General features: G+C 63.8%; 15 protein-coding genes. 7 read left to right on the top strand and 8 right to left on the bottom strand.

Annotated elements, in window-relative coordinates; translation table 11 throughout:
• The first annotated feature begins 50 nt into the window (after positions 1-50).
• Complete coding sequence (locus tag GEV02_RS16740; RefSeq protein ID WP_152839061.1) at positions 51-695, top strand: VTT domain-containing protein; 645 nt, start codon at positions 51-53, stop codon at positions 693-695.
• A gap of 104 nt (positions 696-799) precedes the next feature.
• Positions 800-1,831 (top strand): carbonic anhydrase, encoded by a 1,032-nt coding sequence (locus GEV02_RS16745; protein ID WP_152839062.1) that lies wholly within the window; start codon positions 800-802, stop codon positions 1,829-1,831.
• Here GEV02_RS16745 and GEV02_RS16750 read toward each other — a convergent pair.
• The 3 genes from GEV02_RS16750 to tsaE are packed head-to-tail and all read right to left on the bottom strand — an operon-like array spanning position 1,828 to position 4,595.
• Positions 1,828-2,670, bottom strand: coding sequence for a D-hexose-6-phosphate mutarotase (locus GEV02_RS16750; protein ID WP_152839063.1), 843 nt, complete (start codon positions 2,668-2,670; stop codon positions 1,828-1,830). The two genes, GEV02_RS16745 and GEV02_RS16750, sit on opposite strands and share 4 nt — an antisense overlap.
• 15 nt (positions 2,671-2,685) lie before the next feature.
• Positions 2,686-4,146 carry an N-acetylmuramoyl-L-alanine amidase gene (locus GEV02_RS16755; RefSeq protein ID WP_152839064.1) on the bottom strand — a complete coding sequence of 487 codons (1,461 nt, stop codon included), beginning with the start codon at positions 4,144-4,146 and terminating at the stop codon, positions 2,686-2,688.
• Positions 4,110-4,595 (bottom strand): tRNA (adenosine(37)-N6)-threonylcarbamoyltransferase complex ATPase subunit type 1 TsaE, encoded by a 486-nt coding sequence (gene tsaE / locus GEV02_RS16760; RefSeq protein WP_008451921.1) that lies wholly within the window; start codon positions 4,593-4,595, stop codon positions 4,110-4,112. The genes GEV02_RS16755 and tsaE overlap by 37 nt, the downstream gene beginning before the upstream one ends.
• Before the next feature lie 57 nt (positions 4,596-4,652).
• On the opposite strand from tsaE, the gene queG reads away from it, so the two are divergent.
• From queG to GEV02_RS16775, 3 genes are read left to right on the top strand one after another with little or no spacing between them, the layout of a single operon-like run.
• A complete protein-coding gene (gene queG / locus GEV02_RS16765; RefSeq protein WP_152839065.1) occupies positions 4,653-5,753 on the top strand; it encodes a tRNA epoxyqueuosine(34) reductase QueG in 1,101 nt (366 codons plus the stop codon).
• A 42-nt stretch (positions 5,754-5,795) separates the two neighbouring features.
• A complete protein-coding gene (locus GEV02_RS16770) occupies positions 5,796-7,556 on the top strand; it encodes a DUF885 domain-containing protein (RefSeq protein ID WP_152839066.1) in 1,761 nt (586 codons plus the stop codon).
• 11 nt (positions 7,557-7,567) lie between these two features.
• Positions 7,568-8,005 (top strand): GNAT family N-acetyltransferase, encoded by a 438-nt coding sequence (locus GEV02_RS16775; RefSeq protein WP_152839067.1) that lies wholly within the window; start codon positions 7,568-7,570, stop codon positions 8,003-8,005.
• 23 nt (positions 8,006-8,028) lie between these two features.
• On the opposite strand, the gene GEV02_RS16780 is transcribed toward GEV02_RS16775, so the two are convergent.
• Entirely contained in the window at positions 8,029-8,484 is a 456-nt protein-coding gene (locus tag GEV02_RS16780) for a MarR family winged helix-turn-helix transcriptional regulator (RefSeq protein ID WP_070270719.1), read from the bottom strand.
• A 55-nt stretch (positions 8,485-8,539) separates the two neighbouring features.
• Between GEV02_RS16780 and GEV02_RS16785 the strand changes: the two genes are divergently transcribed.
• Positions 8,540-9,691 (top strand): FAD-dependent oxidoreductase, encoded by a 1,152-nt coding sequence (locus GEV02_RS16785; RefSeq protein ID WP_152839068.1) that lies wholly within the window; start codon positions 8,540-8,542, stop codon positions 9,689-9,691.
• 9 nt (positions 9,692-9,700) lie between these two features.
• On the opposite strand, the gene GEV02_RS16790 is transcribed toward GEV02_RS16785, so the two are convergent.
• Positions 9,701-10,288, bottom strand: a complete 588-nt coding sequence (locus GEV02_RS16790) for a response regulator transcription factor (protein ID WP_152839069.1) — start codon at positions 10,286-10,288, stop codon at positions 9,701-9,703.
• Between the two features lie 3 nt (positions 10,289-10,291).
• Positions 10,292-12,319: a PAS domain S-box protein gene (locus tag GEV02_RS16795; protein ID WP_152839070.1), complete on the bottom strand. Its 2,028-nt coding sequence runs from the start codon at positions 12,317-12,319 to the stop codon at positions 10,292-10,294.
• Positions 12,320-12,448: 129 nt separating this feature from the next.
• Here GEV02_RS16795 and GEV02_RS16800 point away from each other — a divergent pair, with 129 nt between their 5' ends.
• On the top strand, positions 12,449-13,435 hold the full coding sequence (locus GEV02_RS16800; RefSeq protein ID WP_152839071.1) for a TRAP transporter substrate-binding protein: 987 nt from the start codon (positions 12,449-12,451) through the stop codon (positions 13,433-13,435).
• 56 nt (positions 13,436-13,491) lie between these two features.
• Here GEV02_RS16800 and GEV02_RS16805 read toward each other — a convergent pair whose 3' ends face one another.
• Both GEV02_RS16805 and GEV02_RS16810 read right to left on the bottom strand, forming a co-directional pair.
• Positions 13,492-14,880: a TRAP transporter large permease gene (locus tag GEV02_RS16805; RefSeq protein ID WP_152839072.1), complete on the bottom strand. Its 1,389-nt coding sequence runs from the start codon at positions 14,878-14,880 to the stop codon at positions 13,492-13,494.
• Positions 14,877-15,530 carry a TRAP transporter small permease gene (locus GEV02_RS16810; protein ID WP_152806632.1) on the bottom strand — a complete coding sequence of 218 codons (654 nt, stop codon included), beginning with the start codon at positions 15,528-15,530 and terminating at the stop codon, positions 14,877-14,879. Before GEV02_RS16810 ends, GEV02_RS16805 begins: the two co-directional genes overlap by 4 nt.
• Between the last annotated feature and the right edge of the window lie 239 nt (positions 15,531-15,769).

Genomic DNA, 15,769 nt, shown 5'->3' on the forward strand with positions numbered 1-15,769 from the left:
ACCGGGGCCGGGGTGGTGTATGATTCCGGCGCAGACTTTATGGGAAGAATATGGATTTTATGCAATTTTTTGACATGATCCTTCATGTCGACAAAACACTGGAAGTGCTGATTCAGCAATACGGAACCTTGGTCTATGCCGTGCTGTTCGCGATCGTTTTCTGCGAAACCGGCCTGGTCGTACTGTTCTTCTTCCCTGGCGATACGCTGCTGTTCATTGCCGGCGCCCTGTGCGCGCTGGGCGAAATGAATCTGTTCCTGCTGATGCTGTTGCTGATTACGGCGGCCGTCTCCGGCAACACGCTCAATTACTGGATAGGCGAGGCCATCGGGCAGCGCGTGTTCACCCACGATTACCGCTGGCTCAACAAGGAAGCGCTGCGTCGCACCCATGAATTCTTCGAAAAACACGGCGGCAAGACCATCGTGCTGGCGCGCTTCGTGCCGGTGGTGCGTACCTTCGCCCCGTTCGTGGCCGGCGTGTCGGACATGACCCATGCCCGCTTCCAGCTCTACAACATCACCGGCGCGGTGCTGTGGGTGGCGCTGCTGACCACGGCCGGCTACTTCTTCGGCAACATCACCATCGTCCGCGAACACCTGACCGAGATCGTCCTGTTCGGCGTCGGCATCGCCGTGGTGCCGATGGCGCTGGGCGGCATGTGGAAGCTGTCGCGCCGCATGCTGGGCCGTTAAGCGTGCTGAAACGCAAATAAATTCCGTCTGCGAGGCCGAGTCCGCTCAAGTTTTGCCCAAATGCATCCGTATACCAGTATGTAATTCTTACCTTCTGGATATCCATGCGTACTCTCCTCACCCTGATTGCCTGCTGCTGCGCCATTACGGCCGCCAGCGCTGCAAACGACCCGCTGATTTCGCCATCGACGAAATCGGCAGTGGCGGGTGGCGGCACGGGGTCGATCGCGTCCATCCGTCCGAGCAGCCCTGCTTCCCCCAGCGCCTCGGCATCCGCTTCTTCCTCTTCCCCGACCCGCAAGATGACCGAGCGCGAACGCGAAGCCGAGGCGGAAGCCGACCTGTCGGCCAAGATCGCGGCGCGCCTGGCCATCATGCGCGCCAACCAGCAGGCCCGCGCGGCCGCCGCCGCCAAGGCCAAGAAGGTCGCCGCCGCCACGCCGCCGGCGCCCAAGGTGTACAGCAACCACTGGTCGTACGAGGGCGAGAACGGCCCGGCCAACTGGGGCAAGATCAATCCTGAATGGTCCAAGTGCAGCACCGGCAACCGCCAGTCGCCGATCGACATCCGCGACGGCATGAAGGTGGAGCTGGAGCAGATTACCTTCGACTATCACCCATCCTCGTTCAACGTCACCGACAACGGCCACACGGTGCAGGTCATGCTCAGTGGCGGCAATTTCCTGACGGTGAACAACCGGATGTATGAGCTGATCCAGTTCCACTTCCACCGTCCGTCGGAGGAGCGCGTCAACGGCAAGGGTTATGAGATGGTGATGCACCTGGTGCACAAGGACGGCGAAGGCAAGCTGGCCGTGCTGGCGCTGCTGCTGGAACGCGGCAAGCCGCAGCCGGTGATCCAGACGGTGTGGAACAACCTGCCGCTGGAGAAGCTGGAAACGCTGGCGCCATCGACCGTGCTCGATCCGCTGGACCTGATCCCGGCGCGCCGCGACTACTTCACCTTCATGGGTTCCCTGACCACGCCGCCGTGCACCGAGGGCGTGCTGTGGCTGGTGATGAAAGAGCCGGTGCAAGCCTCACCGGCGCAGATGGCGCTGTTCAGCCGCCTCTATCCATTGAACGCGCGGCCTATCCAGCCGGGTTCCGGCCGGATCGTCAAAGAATCCAACTAGTCTGCTGTGATGCGGTGGCTGCCGGTCCAGGTGGCGCCGGCATCGAGCTGTTGCTGGTCGATGCGCGCCGGTTCGATGCAGACGAAGCGCAGATACTCGTCATCCGCCAGGTCCACCAGCGCCTTGGCGTCGTCCTCGCCCGGATTCCACACCACCCAGTTGTCGTAGCCTTGCTGCTCCAGGCGCAGCGTGGCGTTGGCCGTGTTCAGCGTCAGCGCCGGCGTGGACTGGTACATGCGGTCGTGCTTCTCGGTGAAGTGCAGCGCCGGATGCTCCTGCTCCCGCGTGTTCTGGTGATGATCGGTGTAGCGCACGTGCTGCAGGCCGCTGATGCTGGTCGCCGCCAGGTTGCCCACATCGTAGTAGGTGTGCAGCGCCACGCCGAACGGGAAGGCTTGCGCACCGGTGTTATGCACGGTGAAGCGCGCGTCGAGCGAGTCGCCGTGCAGCGTGAAGCGCAGCGTCAGTTCGAAGGCGTGCGGCCAGGCTTGCGCGTGGTCCGGCGCCAGGTCGTCTTGATTCAGGCTGAATTCGAGGAAGGACTGGCCGCCGTCGCCGTCGCTGGCGCTCAGGCGCCAGGTGCTGACGCGGGCGAAGCCGTGGCGCAGGCCGGTGCCGCGCACATTAAACTGCGGGAAGATCACCGGCACGCCGCCGCGTATGGCCTTGCTGCCGTCCAGCGGTGTTTGCGCGCTGACGAACATGCGCTCCTTGCCGTCGCCGGTCTTCCACGATAGCAGGTGGGCGCCGAACAGCGATACCGTCGCCTGGCTGCCGTCGGCCGCCGTGATTTGAATTGCCGGCAGTGCGCCGTATTCCGTCGTCGTTACTACAGCCATGTCTCTCTCGTTTGTTTAAGTCAGCCGGTTCTTTGCCAGCGGTGGGTTTTTCGCGAAATAACGCCGGATGCCCTTGACGATGGCATCGGCCAATTGGTTCTGGTAGCCGTCGTCGAGCAGCTTGGCTTCTTCTTCCGGGTTGGAGATGAAGGCGGTTTCGATCAGGATCGACGGAATGTCCGGCGCCTTCAGCACCGCGAAGCCGGCCTGCTCGACCGAGCCTTTGTGCAGGCGGTTGATGCCGCCGATCTCGCCCAGCACCGACTTGCCCAGTCTCATGGAGTCGTTGATCTGCGCGGTGGTCGACAGGTCCAGCAGCACGCTGGCCAGTTGCCGGTCCTGGGTCTTGACGTTGACGCCGCCGATGGTGTCGGCCAGGTTTTCCTTGTCCGCCAGCCAGCGCGCCGCCGTCGAGCTGGCGCCTTTTTCCGACAGCACGAACACCGACGAGCCGCGCGCGGTGGGCTGCACGAAGGCGTCGGCGTGGATGGAGACGAACAGGTCGGCCTGCACCTTGCGGGCTTTTTCCACGCGGGTGCCGAGCGGTACGAAGTAGTCGCCGTCGCGCGTGAGCATCACGCGCATATTGGGGAATTCCTCGATCCTGGCCTTCAGGCGCTTGGCGATCGACAGCACGATGTCCTTCTCGCGGCTGCCGTTCTTGCCCGATGCGCCGGGGTCTTCGCCGCCGTGGCCGGGGTCCAGCACCACGGTCAGCATGCGTACCAGCTTGCCGTTCTTGTCGGTCTTTTCGGCGGCGCGGGTCTGGGCCTCGGCCGTTTTCAGCTCGTTCTTCAGTTCCGCGCGCGGATCGGCCTTGGTGTCCGGCTTGAGCGCTTCAAGCTGCGCCTGCGGGGTTTGCGGGGCTTGTGCCGCCGCCTGCGCTTCGCCCGGTTTGAGCGGCGGCATATCGCCCTTCGGCGCGCTGCCGGCGGCGGCCGCGCTGGACGGCGGCGTCTTGCCGTCGCCCGACCAGTCGCCTTTCTCGATCATCGCCGCGATCGGGTCGGCCGCCTTGACCGGATACAGGTCGAAGATCAAACGGTGCTTGTAGTTGCCGGCCGGGGCCAGCGTGAACACCTGCGGCTTGATTTCTTCCTTCAGGTCGAACACCAGGCGCACCACGTTGGGCCGGTTCTGGCCCACGCGCACCTGCTTGATGTACGGGTCGTTGGACTGGATCTTGGCGACCAGGCTTTTGAGCGTGGGGTTCAGCTCCAGGCCTTCGATGTCGACCACCATGCGTTCCGGGTCCTTGACGATGAAGTGCGTGGCCTTGAGCGCGGCGTCGTTTTCCAGCGTGACGCGGGTGTAGTCTTCCGCCGGCCAGACCCGTACCGCCAGGATTTGCGCGGCATAGGCGCGCACCGGGGCCAGCACGGAGAGCAGCAGTGTGGCGCCGGCCTTGAGGACGGTGCGGCGCGAGACAGCGCCCTTGTTCACATGTTGGGAGCGAATTTGAGGCGTTGAAGACATGAGTTACCCAGGGCGGTGGACGCCTGCAATTCTACATCACGGCCGTTGCCGGCCACGGTCAGGAACAGGTTGATATCGGCGGCAGGCAGCACGCGGTCGGCCTTTTCGGGCCATTCGACGATGCAGATGTTGTCGCCGTTGAAGTCCTCACGGAAGCCGGCGTCGAGGAATTCCTCCGGGCTGCCCATGCGGTACAAGTCGAAATGGATCACGCTGACGCTGCGGCCGTCGAGCTGGATCGCATACGGTTCGGACAAGGTGTAGGTCGGGCTTTTGACCGTGCCCACATGGCCGGCGGCGTGCAGCAGGGCGCGGGTGAGGGCGGTCTTGCCGGCCCCCAGGTCGCCGTGCAGGTAGATCACCAGGCCGGGCGAGATGGCGCGCGCCAGGGCCGCGCCCAGGGCGGCGGTGCCGGCTTCGTCGTGGAGATGGGCTTGGAAGTGCTGCATCAATTAGAATGTCGTGTTGGTTGGATCGCCAGCCATTGTAACCGCCACCTGCTACCGATGTCCCTGTCAGAAACCAATTTAGCCGAACTTGCCCTCAGCATCAAGCGCTGGGGTGTGGAGCTGGGCTTCGCCGAAATCCGCATTACCGACATCGACCTCAGTCACGCCGAGGCCGGCCTGCAGGCGTGGCTGGACGCCGGCATGCACGGTGAAATGGACTATATGGCCACCCACGGCATGATGCGCGCCCGTCCTGCAGAGCTGGTGCCGGGCACCATCCGCGTGGTCAGCGCCCGCATGAACTATCTGCCGAGGGACACGGAAACGAGCGGCGACAAAGACTGGCGCGCGCGCGAGGCGGCGCGGCTGGCCGATCCCGGCGCGGCCGTCATCTCGGTCTATGCGCGGGGCAGGGACTATCACAAGGTGCTGCGCGCGCGCCTGCAGCAGCTGGCCGACAAGGTCAAGGCGGAGATCGGCGACTTCGGCTACCGCGTCTTCACCGACTCGGCGCCGGTGATGGAGCTGCCGCTGGCGGAGAAGGCCGGCCTGGGATGGCGCGGCAAGCACACCTTGCTGCTGTCGCGTACCGCCGGCTCGATGTTCTTCATGGGCGAATTCCTGGTCGATCTGCCGTTGCCGGTGGATGAGCCGACCGGCCGCCATTGCGGCCAGTGCTCGGCGTGCATCGACATCTGCCCGACCCAGGCCATCCTCGGTCCGGGCAAGCTGGATGCGCGGCGTTGCGTGTCTTACCTGACGATCGAACTGAAAAGCGCGATTCCGCTGGAGATGCGGCCGCTGATCGGCAACCGCGTCTACGGCTGCGACGATTGCCAGACCGCCTGCCCCTGGAACAAGTTCGCGCAGCGCGCGGTGCTGCCGGACTTCGACGAACGTCATGGCCTGGGCAGCGCTTCGATGGTCGAACTGTTTGCCTGGACCGAGGAAGAATTCAACCGCAAGATGGAAGGCAGCCCGATACGCCGCATCGGCCACGAGCGATGGCTGCGCAATATCGCGGTCGGTCTGGGCAACGCGGCGGCGGCCGGCGCCAAGGGTGATGCGACGATCATGGCGGCGCTGATGGCGCGGCGCGAGCATCCGTCGGAGCTGGTGCGCGAGCACGTCGAATGGGCGCTGGCCTGCCACGCTTGAACTGCGCTACACTCGTGCGGTTCTTCCACGAGGCCCACGTCCATGCATACTTCAACCAGATTCATTTCGCTGCTTGCCGGCGCGTCGTTCACCCTTGCTGCGCATGGCGTCAGCTTCGACAGCTGGGCCGACAAGGTCGCCAACGCCAAGGTGCGCAACGATCCTGAGCAGGCCACGCAGAAGCTGTACTTCAGCGGCAAGGAGCAGGACCAACTGGACCGCAAGCTCACGCCCAACACCATCGTCCATCGCGCCGGCGAAGTGGCGGCCGCCAAGACCGCATTGGCGCAGCTGGCCAAGATCGATCAGCAGGCGTTGACGCCGCAGCAGCGCGCCAGCGCCGCCAGCATAGGCTGGAACTTGCAGGGGACGGTGGATGCGTGGCCCTACATGGACTACAACTTCGTCTTCAACCAGTTCGGCGGCTTGCATGTGCAACTGGTGAACTTCCTGACGCAGGCGCACCCGATCCGCAACCGGCGCGACATCGAGAACTATCTGGTGCGCTTGAAGCTGGTGGCCGGCAAGATGGACACTGGCATCGTGCAGGCGCGCGGCGCCGCAGCCCGGGGCATTTTGATGCCGACTTTTTTGACGCAGTCCTCTATCGGTCAGCTGGACCGCTTCCTTGATGGCACGCCGGAGAGCAATGTGTTCGTCGCCACGCTGAAGCAGCGCATGGGCAGTTTGCAAGACGTGTCGCCTGAACAGCAGGCGAAGTTTGCTACGGCGGCCGAGGTCATCGTCGGCCAATCCATCATTCCGGTATTCCAGCGCGCCCGCGCGATGCTGCAGGAGCAGCTGCCGCGCACCACCAACGACGCCGGCCTGTGGCGTCTGCCCAATGGCGACAAGGCCTACGCGCTGCTGCTCAAGCAGATGACGTCCACCGATTACACGCCGGAGCAGATCCACAACATCGGCTTGCAGGAAGTGGCGCGCATCGAGAAGGCGATGGATGGTTTGCTGGCGTCGCTGGGCTACAGCGCGGGCACGATCAAGGAGCGCATGGCGCAGCTGGAGAAGGACTCGCAGCCTAAGGAAGCCGATCCGCGCCCGGCGCTGCTGGCGCGCTACGACAGCGTGCTGCGCGATGCAGAGGCGCGCGCGAAGGAGTTGTTCGATGTGACGCCGAAGGCGCCGGTGGTGGTCAAGCGCGAGCCGTCGTTCACCGAGAAGACGGCGGCGGCCCATTACACCGGGCCGGCCAAGGATGGCACGCGGCCTGGCATTTTCTGGGCGCCGATGCCGGGCCCGGAGTTCCGCATCGTTGGCATGCGCACGCTGGTGTATCACGAGGGCGTGCCGGGCCACCACTTCCAGGTCGCGCTGCAACAGGAGAACGACAAGCTGCCGCGCTATCGCAGGGACCGCGTGTTCTCGGCGGGCTCGGCGTATGGCGAGGGCTGGGCCTTGTATGCGGAGCAGCTGGCGGCGGAAAACAACTGGTATGACGGCGACGTGGTCGGCCATCTGGGGCAGCTGGATGCGGAGCTGTTCCGCGCGCGCAGGCTGGTGGTGGACACGGGTCTGCACGCGATGAAGTGGACGCGCCAGCAGGGCATCGACTACGGCATCGCGGCGTCGGAAGTGGAGCGGTATGTCGCCATGCCAGGGCAGGCCTGCGCGTACAAGATCGGCATGATGCGCATCCTGGACCTGCGCGCCAAGGCGCAGAAAGCGCTGGGCGACAAGTTCTCGATCAAGGCCTTCCACAACGTCGTGCTGGAGACCGGCAACGTGCCGCTGCCGGTGCTGGAGCAGGTGGTGGATGAGTGGATCGCGGCGCAGAAGGCGGCTTAGTAAGGAAGGATATGAACATTCGACCGGCGACCATCGATGACTGCGAGGCCCTTTGTGCCATAGACACCGTTGCTAAAGAGAGCCCTGAGCGGAAAGATCAAATTCGTGACTGGCTCACGTCCGCCCGTTGTTATCTTGCCGAGGCAAATGGCAGGGTTGCCGCCTATTGCGTGCTGACTAGCCAGTTCTTTGGGTATCCGTTTATCGAGATGGTGATGGTTGGTGAGGCGTTCCGTCGTCAGGGATTGGGGGCAGAACTGATCAGGCATGTTCAATCCGCTATCCCTGCATCGAAGATATTCAGCTCCACCAATGCCTCCAATGAAGCCATGCAGATGATGTTTGCCAAATTGGGTTTTCACCCGAGCGGGCATATCGACAATCTTGATGAAGGCGATCCGGAACTCATCTTCTACTGCCCTTCACCTGGTTTGACGGGGGCGAGATGAGCCAGTTGCCAGAATCAAGCTGGCTAGGCTGCGCCGTTCTCGGTCGCTTCAAGGTGCTGCACCATGCGGCTCAGCAGTGAGCACAGGGTGGCGATTTCTTCGGGCGTGAATGGCGCCAGCGCTTCCTTGTTCGCTTCACCCAACAGCTTCCACAGTTTCGGCAGGCGGCGCTTGGCTTCGGGCGTCAGCGAGAACAGCACGCTGCGCTTGTCCTTCGGGTCCGGTGCGCGCTGCACCAGGCCATCCCGCTCCATCCGCGTCAGCATTTGCGCCATCGACGGTTGCTCGATCTTGGCGATGGCCGCCAGCTGCGTCTGCGTATAGGCGGCGCCGTCTTTCAAGGTCGCCAGCACCGGCATCTGGCCGACACCGAAACCCAACTCCCGCACGCGCGGCTCGCCCAGCCGCGCCATCAGCCGCGCCAGACGGTTGATCAAATGCCCGGGCTGGGCGAAGTGCTGCTCCAATGTATATTGCATAGGTGCCTATGTATGTGTATAGTCACCTATGTTATCACTTTTAAGGTGGATGGATATGCAAACGATCGCGGTTGTCGGGGCAGGCCTGGGCGGGCTGGTGTTGGCGCGTACGCTGCAGCAGCACGGCCGCGAGGTGGTGGTGTTCGAGCGTGATGCGTCGCGCGGCGCGCGCAAGCAGGGCGGCCTGCTGGACATGCACCAGGAGTCCGGCCAATGGGCGCTGGCGACGGCTGGCCTGCGGGACGAATTCCGCAAGCTGATCGTGCCGCAGGGCGAGGACACGCGCGTCATGAACAAGCATGGCAGCCTGCTGTGGGACGAGATCAGCGACCCCGCCGCCATGCACCGGCCCGAGGTGGAGCGGCAAGCCTTGCGCGATCTGCTGATCGATGCCCTGAAGCCGGACACGATACGCTGGGACAGCCGCCTCACCGGCATCGAACCGGGAGCCATCCCGCAAGGCGGCCATCTGCTGCGCTTTGCCGACGGCACGGCGTTTTCCGCGGATGTGGTGGTGGGTGCGGACGGCGCCAATTCCGGCGTGCGCCCTCTGCTGACGGACGCGCGGCCTGCCTACACCGGCGTGAGTTTCGTGGAGATCGGCATCGCCGATGCGGCGCGGCGGCATCCCGCGTGCGCGGCGCTGGTCGGCAGCGGCAGCCTGTTCGCGCTGGATGACAACATGGGCATACTGGCCAAGCACGGCGGCGATGGCTGCATCCGCATCTATGCCGCTTTCCGCGTGCCGCTGGGCGGCTTGTCTGGGCGCGGCTTGCATCTGGATGGCGTCAGCCCCAGCGCCGCGCGCCAGGCCATCGCCCAGCAGTTCGCCGGCTGGGCGCCGGAACTGATCGCGCTGATCATGGCCAGCGACGACGGCCACCATGTGCGTCCATTGGATGCGCTGCCGGTGGGATTGCGCTGGCCGTCAAGGCCCGGCCTGACCTTGCTGGGCGACGCCGCCCACCTGATGTCGCCCTTCGCGGGAGCCGGCGCCAATATGGCGATGCAGGACGGCGTGGAACTGGCGCTGGCGCTGGTCCGCGAAAGCGATGCCGACGCCGCCATCGCCGGCTACGAGCGCGAGATGTTCATCCGCGCCGAACAGGCGGCGCGGCAATCGGCGCAGGGCCTGGATATCTGCATTGCCGAAAACGGCGCCGAACGCACGGCCCAGATGTTCCGGGGCTTCCCGCTCGCCGCCTGAATCCGCTCCTTATTTCAGCAGGCCGGCGAGTTCAACGGCGGTCTTGACCTGCATCTTGTCGAAGATGTGGGCGCGGTGGACTTCCACTGTGCGCATGCTGATGCCCAGTTGATCCGCCACCACCTTGTTCATCTTCCCCGCCAGGATCAGGTCCAGCACCTCGCGCTCGCGCGCCGACAGCGTGGCCAGGCGCGCGTGCACCGCCGCCATCGCGCCGGCCTGTCGCGAATTGACCAGCGCTTCCTGCACACGGTCCATCAACTGGTTGTCGTTGAACGGCTTCTCGCAGAAATCGAAAGCGCCGCGCTTGAGCGCGTCCACCGCCATCGGCACGTCGCCGTGGCCGGTCAGGAAGATCACCGGCATGCGCTGCGTCAGGCCGCGCGCGGACAGCTGGTCGAAGACTGCCACGCCGTTCATGTCCGGCATGCGCACGTCGAGCAGCACGCAGTCGCCGTCGGCGTCGAACTGGCCGGCGTCGGTGTAGGCCAGCAGTTGCAGCGCCGATTCGTAGGCGCGCGAGGGGATGCCGCGCGAAGTGGCGAGCCAGGTCAGCGAGTCGCGTACGACCGCTTCATCATCGACGATATGCAGCATGGTTCAAGTCTCCTGTTCCGCGACCGCCAGCACCGCCGGCAGCACGAACGTAAATATGGTGCCACCTTGCGGGTTGGCGCTGTAGGTCAGCGAGCCGCCGTGGAATTCTATCGCGGTGCGGCAGATGTTGAGCCCCATGCCCATGCCTTCCGCCTTGGTCGAGAAGAACGGCGAGAACAAGCGCTGCGCCACATCCTCCTGGATGCCGTGCCCCTGGTCGATCACCGCCACGCTGACCTGCGCGTTGGCCGCATCATACGCCGCCACCACGTTGAGCATGCGCCGCTGCGGCGGTATGTGCGCCATCGCTTCGATGGCGTTGCGCGTCAGGTTGAGCAGCACCTGCTCGATCATCACTCGGTCGGCGCGCACCGGCGGCAGGTCGGCGGGAATGCTGGCGTTGAAGGAGACGTAGGCTTGCCGCGCCTGCAGTTCGATCAGCGCGCGGATGCCGTCGAGCAGCGAGGCGATCGCGATCTCCTGCCGCTGCGGCTCGCTCTTCTTGACGAATTCGTGCACGCTGCGGATGATCTGGCCGGCCCGCTGCGCCTGCGCGCTGGCCTGTTCCAGCGCCGGCTTGAGGATGCCGCAATCGACCGCCGCGCCGCTGCTCTCGGCACGCGCCAGCACGTTGAGCGCGCCGGTGGTGTAGCTGGAGATCGCGGCCAGCGGCTGGTTCAGTTCATGCGCCAGCATCGACGAGATTTCGCCCATGGTCGCCAGGCGCGCGCTGGTTTGCAGTTTTTCGTGCTGCTGGCGGTTCAGTTCTTCGATGCGCTTGCGGTCGGAGATGTCGAGGATGGAGCCCATCCAGCCGGTCTGCTTGCCGTCCTTGTCGACCAGCGGCGCTTCGAAGATCAGCACCGGCACCCGCTCGCCGTCGGGGCGCTGGAAGATGGTTTCGAACTGCGGCGTGACCTTGCCCGCCAGGACCGAGGCGAAGCGGCTCTGGTATTCCGACATCGCTTCGGCCGCCCAGTAGGGCATGGGCGGCAGCATGCCGACCAGCTCCTCGGCCGGATAGCCGACGATCTGGCAGAACGCCGGGTTGACGTAGGTGATGCGGCCTTCGAGGTCGCGCGCGCGCAGGCCCGTCACCAGCGAGTTCTCCATCGCGGTGCGGAACGACATCTGCTGGCGCAAGGCGCCTTCGGCCTCCAGCCGCCGCGAGATGTGGCCCCATAAGGCCAGCAAGCTCCATAACAATCCCAGCGACAGCACGATCACCGAGCCGACCAGCAGGTTGGGCAGCAGCTGCGGTTCGCTCTTGACGCTGTCCGTCACCAGCGTGATCGAGGCGCCCGGCAGGTCCAGCGCGCGCTTGTGGGTGTAGACGCCGTGGCCAGGGCCGGCGGCGGCGCGGCGCGCCAGCACCTTGTCGTCGCGGTCGATCAGCGAGACCTGGTTGTCCTGCGCGAACCACCACGGCACCATCTCCTCCAGCAGTGAGCTGGTTTGATAGGTGGCGACCAGATCGCCAAGGTATTCGTCGCCGCGGAACAGCGGCACGTGGTAGTCCATCAGCACCGCAGCGGGAGCGGCCGACAGGTTGGGCGTCTGCGCCTCCGGTTGCGTGTACATCGGATGGCGGGTCCTGCGGGTCAGCTCCATCGTGGCTTGGGAGGCGGCCGACAGCTCCACCGGCGCCGCCTGCGGATCGCTGCTGGCAGCCAGCTTGCCGTCCGGCCGCAGCCAGATCACGCGCAGCAGCTCATGGCCGTTCTTCAGCAGGCGCGCCAGCCGTTCGTGGGCCTGCCCCGGCGGCAGGCGGCCGGCGGCGATGTCGGCGCCCAGGCCGCGCAGGCTTTCCTCGTCGCGGCCCAGCTGGAAGCGGATGGTCTGCTCGACCCACAGCGTGTCGGCGATCAGCTGTTCCTGGCGCTCGTTGCTCTCCATCTGGCGGGCCTGCCAGGGAAGCCAGATCAGGATCGCCAGGAAGAACAGCACCAGCATGATGGGCAGCAGCCAGCGCAGCGGAGAGCTGTAAGGCGTGCGGCGCGCGGCGGTGGGCGGGGAAGGCGTGACGGTCATGGGGGTTCAGGTTAAAGCCTTGCAGGGGCCGCACCATTGTGGTTTTCCACAGTAGCCGGACTTGCTACTTTTAGTGAGAATCGGTCAAACTAGAACAATAGTGTATTTTAAATCCCTTCTGGAGACTCCATGAAACTGAAAATCGCCCTGTTGGCCGTTACTGCGGCGCTGAGTATCAACGCCTACGCCCAGGCCCCTATCGTCATCAAATTCAGCCACGTGGTCGCGACGGATACGCCGAAAGGCCAGGCCGCGGAGCGCTTCAAGCAGCTGGCCGAGAAGGCCACCAACGGCCGCGTGAAGGTCGAAGTCTATCCGAACAGCCAGCTGTACAAGGACAAGGAAGAACTGGAAGCGCTGCAACTGGGCGCCGTGCAGATGCTGGCGCCGTCGCTGGCCAAATTCGGTCCGCTGGGCGTGAAGGAATTCGAGGCGTTCGACCTGCCGTACATCTTCCCGTCGAAGACCGCGCTGTATAACGTCACCGAAGGCGAAATCGGCAAGAGCCTGATGAAGAAGCTGGAACCTAAGGGCATCACCGGCCTGGCGTTCTGGGACAATGGCTTCAAGGTCATGTCGGCCAACAAGCCGCTGCACAACGTGGCCGATTTCAAGGGCCTGAAGATGCGCATCCAGTCGTCGAAGGTGCTGGACGCGCAGATGCGCGCGCTGGGCGCGAACCCGCAGGTGCTGGCTTTCTCCGAGGTGTACCAGGCGCTGCAAACCGGCGTGGTGGACGGCACCGAGAACCCGCCATCGAATATGTACACCCAGAAGATGCACGAAGTGCAGAAGTATGTGACCGTGTCCAACCACGGCTATCTGGGTTATGCAGTTATCGTCAACAAGAAGTTCTGGGACGGTCTGCCAGCCGACATCCGCACCGCGCTGGACAAGGCGATGAAGGATGCGACCACGTTTGAAAAAGCCATCGCCCAGCGCGACAACGATCTGGCGCTGGAAGCCATCAAGAAGGCCGGCAAGACTGAGATCTACACGCCTAGCGTGAAAGAGCAGGCCGACTGGCGCAAGGCGCTGCTGCCGGTGCAGAAGGATATGGAAGGCCGTATCGGCAAGGATCTGATCTCGGCGATCAACAAGGAAGCAGCTAAATAATTTAGCTCGTTTCAAATGACGAGGGAGGCCGGTTCTGAACCGGCCTCCCTTTTTTATTACATCAAGCCCATCGCTTTAGGTAACCACAGCGACAATCCCGGCCAGTAGGTCACGATCACCAGGAACACCAGCATCGTCAGCAGCCACGGCATCACGGCTACGGTCAGCTCCGAGATGCTCATCTTTGAAATGCCGCTGGCTACGTACAGGTTCAGGCCGACCGGAGGATGGCACAGGCCCACTTCCATGTTCGCGTCGATCATGATGCCGAAGTGGACGGCGTCGATGCCCAGGCGGATCGCGGCTGGGTGCAGGATCGGCGCCATCACCAGGATGATCGACGACGGTTCCATCACGTTACCGGCCAACAGCAGCAGGATGTTGGTGAAGAACAGGAAGCCGGCCTGGCCCAGGTCCTTGGCCAGAATCCAGTCCGCCATCGCTTGCGGGATGTTCTCGTGCGCCATCAGGAAGGAGAACAGCACGGCATTGGTGATGATGTACAGCAGCATCGCGCTCAGGCTGGCCGATTTCTTCAGCACTTCCGGCGTTTTCTTCAGCGGCATGTCCTTGTAGACGAACACCGAGATGAGGAAGGCGTACACCGCGCTCATCGCCGCCGCTTCGGTCGGTGTGAAGATGCCCTTGGTGATACCGCCGATGATGATCACAACCAGCATCAGGCCCCACACGCTGTCCTTGAAGGCCTTGGCGCGTTCGCCCCAGGTGGCTTTGCGCATGCGCGGGTAACCGTTCTTCTTGGCCAGTACCCAGGTGGTGGTGCACAGCATCACGGTCAGCAGGATACCCGGGAACAGGCCGGCCAGGAACAGCGCGCCGATCGAGGTGTTGGTGGAAATCGCGTAGATCACTTTCGGGATCGACGGCAGCATCAAAATGCCCAGCGAACCGGCGGTGATGATGACGCCGGCACCGAAGCGCTTCGGATACCCTTGCTTGACCATGGCCGGCAGGATGATGGAACCGATCGCCACCACCGTCGCCACCGACGAGCCGCACACCAGCGCGAACATGGCGCAGGCGATGATGCCGGCCAGCGCCAGGCCGCCGTGCCAGTGGCCGATCAGGCTGGTGGCGAACTTGATCATGCGCTTGGCCACGCCGCCATGGGTCAGGAAGTTACCGGCCAGGATGAACAGCGGGATGGCCATGATCTCGAATTTCTCGATGCCGCTGAACAGCTTGAGCGCCACCGCTTCGACCGGCACGTGGGTCAGCAGGTACATAAACATCAGCACCGTCAGGCCGAGGGCGATGGAGACCGGGATGCCGGTCAACATCAGCGCCAGCAGCAGCGCGAACACGATGCCGACCTTGCCGCCGACCACGCACACGGCCAGCAGGATGGCGGCGATGCCGAGCAGCCAGGTGGCGGCGCGTTTCTTGGACATCACATTGACTTGATTGATCGCTGCGCCGCTCATTTGGCACCTCCGTGGGCTGGGGCTGGGTGGGCGACGGCAAACATGTCATCATCTTCGGCATCGTCCAGGCCTTCGACGTGCGATTCGTCCTGGTGCGGCATCTCGCCGGTGCGCCAGTAGACCAGCGACACCTGGATGAAGCGGAAGCACATCAGGTAGGAGCCCATCGGCACCACCGAGTAGATGAACCAGGTCGGCCATTCGAGGTCAGGCGTGGTCGGACCTTCGGTCAGCGCGCTGATATCCATGCCCAGCTTGTTGAACAGGGCGTAGTGCAGGCCGTTTTCCCACACGAAGGTCAGGCCCAGCGTGCCGATGATGCCGGTGAACAGCATGCCGCAAGCCAGCGCGACGTAGGTGGCGCGGCGGCGCCAGGCGTCCGGCAGGCGGCTGACCAGCACATCGACGCCGACGTGCACGCCCATGCGCACGCCGTAGGCGGCGCCGAACTTGGCCATCCACACGAACATGATGATGGCCAGTTCCTGCGCCCACTCGAAGTGCAGCGACAGCAGGTAATCCTGGACGCCGGGGATCGGCAGGCCGGTGCCGTAGCGGTGCGCTACGGACAGGAAAATGATCAGGGTGGCCCCTGCCATCAGGAAGGTGATGATCCACTCCTCCAGATGATCCAGTAGTTTTGTGAACATGGTTTGTCTCTAGGGTTTATTGATGCCAGGAAATCCGGCATTTTCGCTTAAATTATCGTTTTGTGGGGTGGCTAGCAATGAGGGGTACTACTAGGTCTTTTGCCAACAACATGCGCAATACCACAACTCTCTTGATATGCGTCAAATTTGTTTCACGTTTAAAGTAAGGGGGCCGGATGGCCGAAAAAAAAAGAGAAAAAGCCAAATAGATACGTTATGATTGCGTCGCTCTCAGGGAG

Origin of the sequence: Rugamonas aquatica (assembly GCF_009380215.1) — a bacterium.
In the GTDB taxonomy this organism is placed as follows: domain Bacteria; phylum Pseudomonadota; class Gammaproteobacteria; order Burkholderiales; family Burkholderiaceae_D; genus Rugamonas; species Rugamonas aquatica_B.